The sequence below is a fragment of the Hafnia sp. genome (genome assembly GCF_036648275.1).
In the GTDB taxonomy this organism is placed as follows: Bacteria; Pseudomonadota; Gammaproteobacteria; order Enterobacterales; family Enterobacteriaceae; genus Hafnia; species Hafnia alvei.
In genome coordinates this window covers 82,445-89,145 of record NZ_JAVXIQ010000017.1, presented here as the reverse complement: position 1 = coordinate 89,145, position 6,701 = coordinate 82,445, and the positions used below count along the sequence as shown (strand labels likewise).

The following is a 6,701-nucleotide window of genomic DNA, read 5'->3' as shown; positions in this document are numbered from 1 at the left end:
TTGACTTTTAATCAATTGGTCGCAGGTTCGAATCCCGCACGACCCACCATTTCTTTTAGTACCTCCATCGTTTCAAATAATCCAGATACATACAAAGTTCGCTTGTCGTGTGGGTAAGAACCTGCGCTCAGGTTCGACAAAACACGTTAGTGTTTTGAGCGTCGCTTGCGACGACCCGAAGGGCGAGGCGTAGCCGAGTAATCCAGCACGACCCACCATTTCTTTTAGTATTTCGCAATTTCTGCAAACCAAACCAAACCAAACCAGCAGACGATATACTTAGCCGAGTTGCCTCGAGTGAACATCATTTTCGCGTCACTTCTCAGCAATACTAAACAATCCCACGTTAACCTATTATTTTTGGCCTGAATTTGGCCAATCTCGGCTAACTATGTTTAGTATACAAAACAAAAAGTCTAATTAGTGCTCACCTGTGTTAATCATTTGTTGTATACTCGCCAAACAATCAATCCTCCAAGATGAGCTATAGCGCGATGTTTGACCCAAATGCTGCGGTATACCCTTTTCCACCCAAGCCAACACCGCTGGTTCCAGATGAAAAACGCTTCTACCGCGAGAAAATCAAAACGCTGCTTAAGCAACGTAATGCGGTTCTAGTCGCACATTACTATACCGATCCAGAAATTCAGGCATTAGCAGAAGAGACCGGTGGCTGTGTATCTGATTCATTAGAGATGGCGCGTTTTGGCCGAGATCATCCAGCGACGACTTTGCTGGTCGCCGGCGTTCGCTTTATGGGGGAAACGGCAAAGATCCTCAGTTCTGAAAAACAGGTATTGATGCCTACGCTTCAGGCAGAGTGTTCGCTCGATCTTGGCTGTCCGGTTGATGAGTTTAGTGCATTCTGCGATGCGCACCCGGATAGAACCGTGGTGGTTTATGCCAACACGTCGGCCGCAGTGAAAGCGAGAGCTGATTGGGTGGTCACATCCAGCATTGCCGTAGAACTGATCGAGCATCTCGATAGCCTGGGCGAAAAAATCATCTGGGCTCCCGATCGCCATCTAGGTCGTTATGTTCAACGCCAAACCGGTGCGGATGTCCTGTGTTGGCAAGGTGCCTGTATTGTTCATGACGAGTTTAAAACTCAGGCATTAGAGCAAATGAAGCTGCTTTATCCTGATGCAGCCATTCTGGTTCATCCTGAATCGCCTCAGAGTATCGTCGACATGGCTGATGCAGTCGGTTCGACCAGCCAGTTGATTCAAGCGGCTCAGCGGCTGCCTAACCCGCAGATGATAGTGGCGACGGACCGCGGCATTTTTTACAAAATGCAGCAGGCGTGCCCAGATAAAATTTTGTTAGAGGCACCAACGGCGGGCGAAGGCGCAACCTGTCGAACGTGTGCTCATTGCCCGTGGATGGCAATGAATGGCCTTCAGGCCATTGCTACGGGATTAGAACAGGGCGGAAGCATGCATGAAATCAATGTTGATGCTGCGCTGCGTGAGCGCGCTCTGATGCCGTTGGATCGCATGTTACAGTTTGCAAGCGGTCTCAAGCTCAAAGTGAAAGGTAATGCCTAAGCGGCTTGGCACCTAACAGCTACAGAAAAATGTGAGCATTAACTATGGCCTGAGCACTGTGTCTCAGGCCTTTTTTATGAATTTTTATTTACACGCTTTCCAAAAAAGAGCGAAACCCAAAATGCGCTGCTATAGTTCATGCTTGCACTGTGATGGTGAGCACACACTCCGATTGGCAATTTTATGCCGTTAGACTATTTAGCGTGTCGATTTTTTCTGCCAGTATTCATTTTCTTAAACAGCGTTAATCCTGTTGGTTCTATTAAATAACTATTTTCTTTCGAAATGCGTTAGCGGGCTGCGTTTGGTGCAATTTGTGCAATATTTAAACTGACGTCATGTGATGTCGACGAATTCAGGAGCACATTTTGTCTCGAACAAACGTGGTACTTAACCCGCTAGAGTGTACTCAGCAGGCATTGAACTGGATTGAAAAAAAGTCGCTAACGCATGATGAAATGGTGGCTTTAAACAAAGAAGTCCTGAGCAACTTCAGGGAGTACGTCAATCCTGGTTTCTTGGAATATCGGAAATCAGTCACGGCAGGCGGGGATTACGGAGCCGTAGAATGGCAAGCGAGCGGTCTAAACACGCTTGTCGACACTCAGGGGAACGAGTATATCGATTGCTTGGGTGGATTCGGTATTTTTAATGTAGGGCACCGTAATCCAAAAGTCATATCCGCCGTAGAAAGTCAGTTGGCGAAACAGCCGCTGCACAGCCAAGAACTCCTTGATCCACTACGTTCTATGTTGGCGAAAACCTTGGCAGCGATTACGCCGGGCGATCTCAAATACACGTTCTTCTGTAATAGCGGAACAGAATCCGTTGAGGCCGCGTTGAAGTTAGCAAAAGCGTATCAATCGCCACACGGTAAATATACGTTCGTTGCTGCAACCGGTGCGTTTCATGGCAAATCATTAGGTGCACTGTCCGCAACCGCGAAGTCTATTTTCCGCCGTCCGTTTATGCCTCTGTTACCCGGCTTCCATCATGTTCCTTTTGGGGATATTGAAGCACTGCGCACTCAGTTGCGTGAGTGCAAGAAGACCGGTGACGATGTTGCCGCTGTTCTGCTCGAGCCTATTCAAGGTGAAGGCGGGGTTATCTTGCCACCGAAAGGTTATTTACCGGCGGTAAGAGCGCTTTGTGACGAATATGGCGCATTGCTGATATTCGATGAAGTGCAAACCGGCATGGGCCGCACTGGCAAGATGTTTGCCTGTGAGCATGAAAATGTTACTCCTGACATTCTGTGCCTCGCAAAAGCTCTTGGCGGCGGTGTGATGCCAATTGGTGCAACGGTTGCGAACGAAAAAGTCTTCTCTGTTCTGTTTGATAATCCGTTCCTACACACCACGACCTTCGGTGGCAATCCGCTGTCCTGTGCAGCAGCGCTGGCGACCTTCAATGTGCTGTTAACTGAAGATCTCCCCGCGAAAGCAACCGAGCGTGGTCAGCAGTTAATGGATGGGTTCCGTCGTTTAGCAACGCAGTATCCTGAGTTTATGATGGAAGTACGTGGACAGGGACTCATGCAGGCGATTGAGTTTATCAAAAGCGAAGTGGGCTATGCGTTTTCTCGCGAGATGTTCCAGCGCAACGTGCTGGTTGCGGGAACGTTGAATAACTCTAAGTCTATTCGTATAGAACCGCCGCTCACCATTACGGCAGAACAATGTAAGCAAGTGCTGACTCGCGCGGAAGAGGCGTTAAAAGCGATGCGTGCATTGAGTCCCACCCAGCAGCCAACGATGAGCGTGGCCTGATAGGGATGATATAACGATAAAAAAGGGAACCTCGAAGCGATATGCGAGGTTCCCTTTTTTCATTTGCTTCTCGCGAAGATGTTTGTGATCGCTTACTTAGTCTGTCTGCTCATGTGTGTGCCCATGGCTATGCGAATGGCCTGAGGGCATTTTTACCTGAGTCATAAGATCGCAGTCATGTTCCTCACAGCCGTTATATTCCATTTGAATGGTTGCGTGCCCAATCTGATAGTGTTCTTCAAGATAATGCTGAATCTGGTCTAAAAGACCATCATGATCGTGTGGCGGAATCACTCGTACGTGCAGCGTCATTAAGCGCTGTTCGCCAATTTGCCAAATGTGCACATGATGTACATTACGCACCTCGGGAAATGCATTGCACAGCGCTCGCTGTAGCTGCGGTACATCGACATCTTCTGGCGTGCCTTCTAAAAGCTCGTTAGTGCTTTCTTTCAGCAAATTCCATGCGCTGTGTAAAACCAAACATGAGACCACGACGGAAAGAATAGGGTCAATGGGCGTCCATCCCGTCCACATGATGACTAACGCCGCCACGATGGCGCCCACGGAGCCTAAAAGATCGCCCATAACGTGCAGCGCGGCAGCACGAACGTTGATGTTCTTCTCTTCAGAACCGTGATGAAGCAGCCAGAATGAGAGAATATTCGCCAACAAACCCGCAATCGCGATGGCTAGCATCGTCCCGCCCATCACAGGCTCGGGCGACATAAAGCGTTTAACCGCTTCCCAAACGATGATGAAAACAATCACCACCAATGCGGCGGCGTTAACGAATGCCGCAAGCGTGGTGAAACGCAGAAAACCAAATGAGTGTTTCAGAGTCGGTGAACGAGCGGCAAAGCGCACGGCGATAACCGCAACAAACAAAGCCGCAGTGTCCGTTAACATATGGCCAGCATCGGCGAGCAACGCCAGTGAGCCTGAAATAAGTCCGCCGATAACTTCAACCACCATGAAGATGGCGGTGACGGCCAGAGCCAGTATCAAGCGCTTACTGTCGCTACTTTGGGGGGAGTGAGAATGTTGATGAGCTGGCATCTTTTGTCCTTAATGCGCTTCAGATTTTAACTATATAACTATAGTTTAAGCACAGGACGGCTGATACGGAACATTCTCCGATGTTTTTTACCTAAAGGTGCGTCAAAAATATTTGCCATCTACCGGCTAAATATAATGACTAAGGTTGCAAATGAATTGAAAATGCAATGCAGTAATATAGGGAGCAGTAACCCATTTTTGTATATTTTCGCATAACATAATATGACGGAAAAAGTGAATAACTCGATGAAAGTCGCGGGTGAATTGTATTGACTATGTACAAGGCTAAATAGAATAGATGTTAATACTATCCCATAAATTTTTGCTTTAGGTCCCCACAAAAGAAATGTATTGAGAAGAAAGCCGCGAAATATGATTTCTTCATAAATCGGCGCCAAAAAACAAACGCAAAGAGAGAACAGAAAAAAAGAAAAATTTGAATAAAAGATAATCGATTCAACCCAAACTTCTGGCTTGTCATAAAATACTGATACTAATCTCAATATGAAGATAAATAAGATAAAAAGCATAGTGCTTTGAATGTCAATGCTACCCTTTTTTATGTCTTTATAGTGCAGGGCGTATTTTTTTATAGCGACATAAGAAAATGGCAACCAAAGTGCAAGGCTCATAAATGGGAAGATGTACCCAGTTTGATAGAGTGTTTTATAGTTACTAAAGAAAATTGGGATAAAAGAAATACAATGCCAAAGAATAAAAACGCCAAAGCATATGAAGGATTGTGTTATTTTATCCAGTGTCTTGCTGTCCATTGCACGGTATTTCTCTATGATGTTTTCGCCTGGTTATAAATGCGGCATGGAAAACTAAGCAAGCATCCAACCTAAAACCGAAGCTGAATTATAAATTAAGAATTTTATTAAAAATAATAACAGTGAATGAATGCGCTACAAATCTTAGCGCGATTGATTACTTGTAACCCGATGAAACTATTTTATGCGGAAAAGGCTTTTATGTGAGGCAGAAATTTTGTTGTTGGAATTACTTTTTCTTCGGCTGTTCAATATCCATCTATGCTGATTAATACGTTTAAAATCAGCATCAATGACGGCTAATGATGAAGAGATGATCGTGCCAGCTAGGCTGCCGTGGGCTTAAATCAAGAAATTGTTGAACAAAGCCCGTTTACAATTGCCGCGTAAAACGGCTAGATTGGAGATTCGCCTATTAATCCCCTTCGACACCAACGGAATAGTTATGAATTACCAGAACGACGATTTACGCATTAAAGAAATTAAGGAACTCCTGCCACCTGTTGCCTTGTTAGAGAAGTTTCCGGCAACGGCGTTTGCAGCAGAGACGGTGTCGCAGGCCCGTGGTGCAATTCATCAAATCCTAAAAGGCAAAGACGATCGCCTGCTGGTGATTATCGGCCCATGTTCGATTCACGATATTGAAGCAGCCAAAGAGTATGCGCAGCGCCTGCTCAAGCTACGCCAAGAACTCAACGGTGAGCTTGAGATTGTGATGCGTGTGTATTTTGAAAAACCACGCACCACCGTGGGCTGGAAGGGATTAATCAACGATCCGCATATGGACAGCAGCTATCAGATCAACGACGGTTTGCGTATTGCACGTAAATTGCTGCTGGATATCAATGATATCGGTATGCCAACGGCGGGTGAATTCCTTGATATGATCACGCCACAATATTTGGCGGATCTGATGAGTTGGGGCGCTATCGGCGCGCGTACTACGGAATCACAGGTTCACCGCGAGCTGGCTTCAGGTTTGTCTTGCCCAGTTGGATTTAAAAACGGCACCGATGGCACCATCAAAGTCGCTATTGATGCGATCAACGCGGCAAGCGCCGCGCATTGCTTCTTGTCGGTCACCAAATGGGGTCACTCAGCGATTGTGAACACCAGCGGTAATGGCGATTGCCATATTATTTTGCGCGGTGGTAAAGAGCCTAACTACAGCGCTGCGCATGTACAGGAAGTGAAAGCGGGGCTGAAAAAAGCAGGTTTGGCTGAGCAGGTGATGATTGATTTCAGCCATGCAAACAGCAGCAAACAATTCAAAAAGCAGCTAGAAGTCTGTACTGACGTTTGTCATCAGCTCGAAGCGGGTGATAAAGCCATTATGGGCGTGATGATCGAGAGTCATCTTGAAGAAGGCAACCAGAACCTAGAAGGCACAGAGCCTTTGGTTTATGGCAAAAGCGTGACTGATGCATGTATCGGTTGGGATGATACTGAAACGGTACTGCGCCAATTAGCGCAGGCTGTGAAAGCACGTCGCGGTTAATTCAGCTCCTTACAAAAAAGCCCACTCATGGAGTGGGCTTTTTACTAAAGAAAAT

Annotated in this window: 5 protein-coding genes and 1 other RNA gene; 4 read left to right on the top strand and 2 right to left on the bottom strand. The window is 46.5% G+C overall.

What is annotated here, in order from left to right; all coding sequences use genetic code 11:
* Positions 1 to 93: 93 nt before the first annotated feature.
* The 3 genes from RSC70_RS14890 (at position 94) to ygjG (ending at position 3,316) form a co-directional block, all read left to right on the top strand.
* Positions 94 to 218, top strand: a non-coding RNA gene (locus RSC70_RS14890) — RtT sRNA.
* 261 nt (positions 219 to 479) lie between these two features.
* A complete protein-coding gene (gene nadA, locus RSC70_RS14885; RefSeq protein WP_332542906.1) occupies positions 480 to 1,547 on the top strand; it encodes a quinolinate synthase NadA in 1,068 nt (355 codons plus the stop codon).
* Between the two features lie 368 nt (positions 1,548 to 1,915).
* Positions 1,916 to 3,316: a putrescine aminotransferase gene (ygjG, locus tag RSC70_RS14880; RefSeq protein ID WP_040045733.1), complete on the top strand. Its 1,401-nt coding sequence runs from the start codon at positions 1,916 to 1,918 to the stop codon at positions 3,314 to 3,316.
* A gap of 96 nt (positions 3,317 to 3,412) precedes the next feature.
* Here the strand turns inward: ygjG and zitB are convergent, their stop codons facing one another.
* Positions 3,413 to 4,375, bottom strand: a complete 963-nt coding sequence (gene zitB, locus RSC70_RS14875) for a CDF family zinc transporter ZitB (protein WP_332542905.1) — start codon at positions 4,373 to 4,375, stop codon at positions 3,413 to 3,415.
* A gap of 119 nt (positions 4,376 to 4,494) precedes the next feature.
* Entirely contained in the window at positions 4,495 to 4,905 is a 411-nt protein-coding gene (locus tag RSC70_RS14870) for a CPBP family intramembrane glutamic endopeptidase (protein WP_332542909.1), read from the bottom strand.
* 688 nt (positions 4,906 to 5,593) lie between these two features.
* Between RSC70_RS14870 and aroG the strand changes: the two genes are divergently transcribed.
* Positions 5,594 to 6,646 (top strand): 3-deoxy-7-phosphoheptulonate synthase AroG, encoded by a 1,053-nt coding sequence (gene aroG, locus RSC70_RS14865; protein WP_040045735.1) that lies wholly within the window; start codon positions 5,594 to 5,596, stop codon positions 6,644 to 6,646.
* The last annotated feature ends 55 nt before the right edge of the window (positions 6,647 to 6,701 follow it).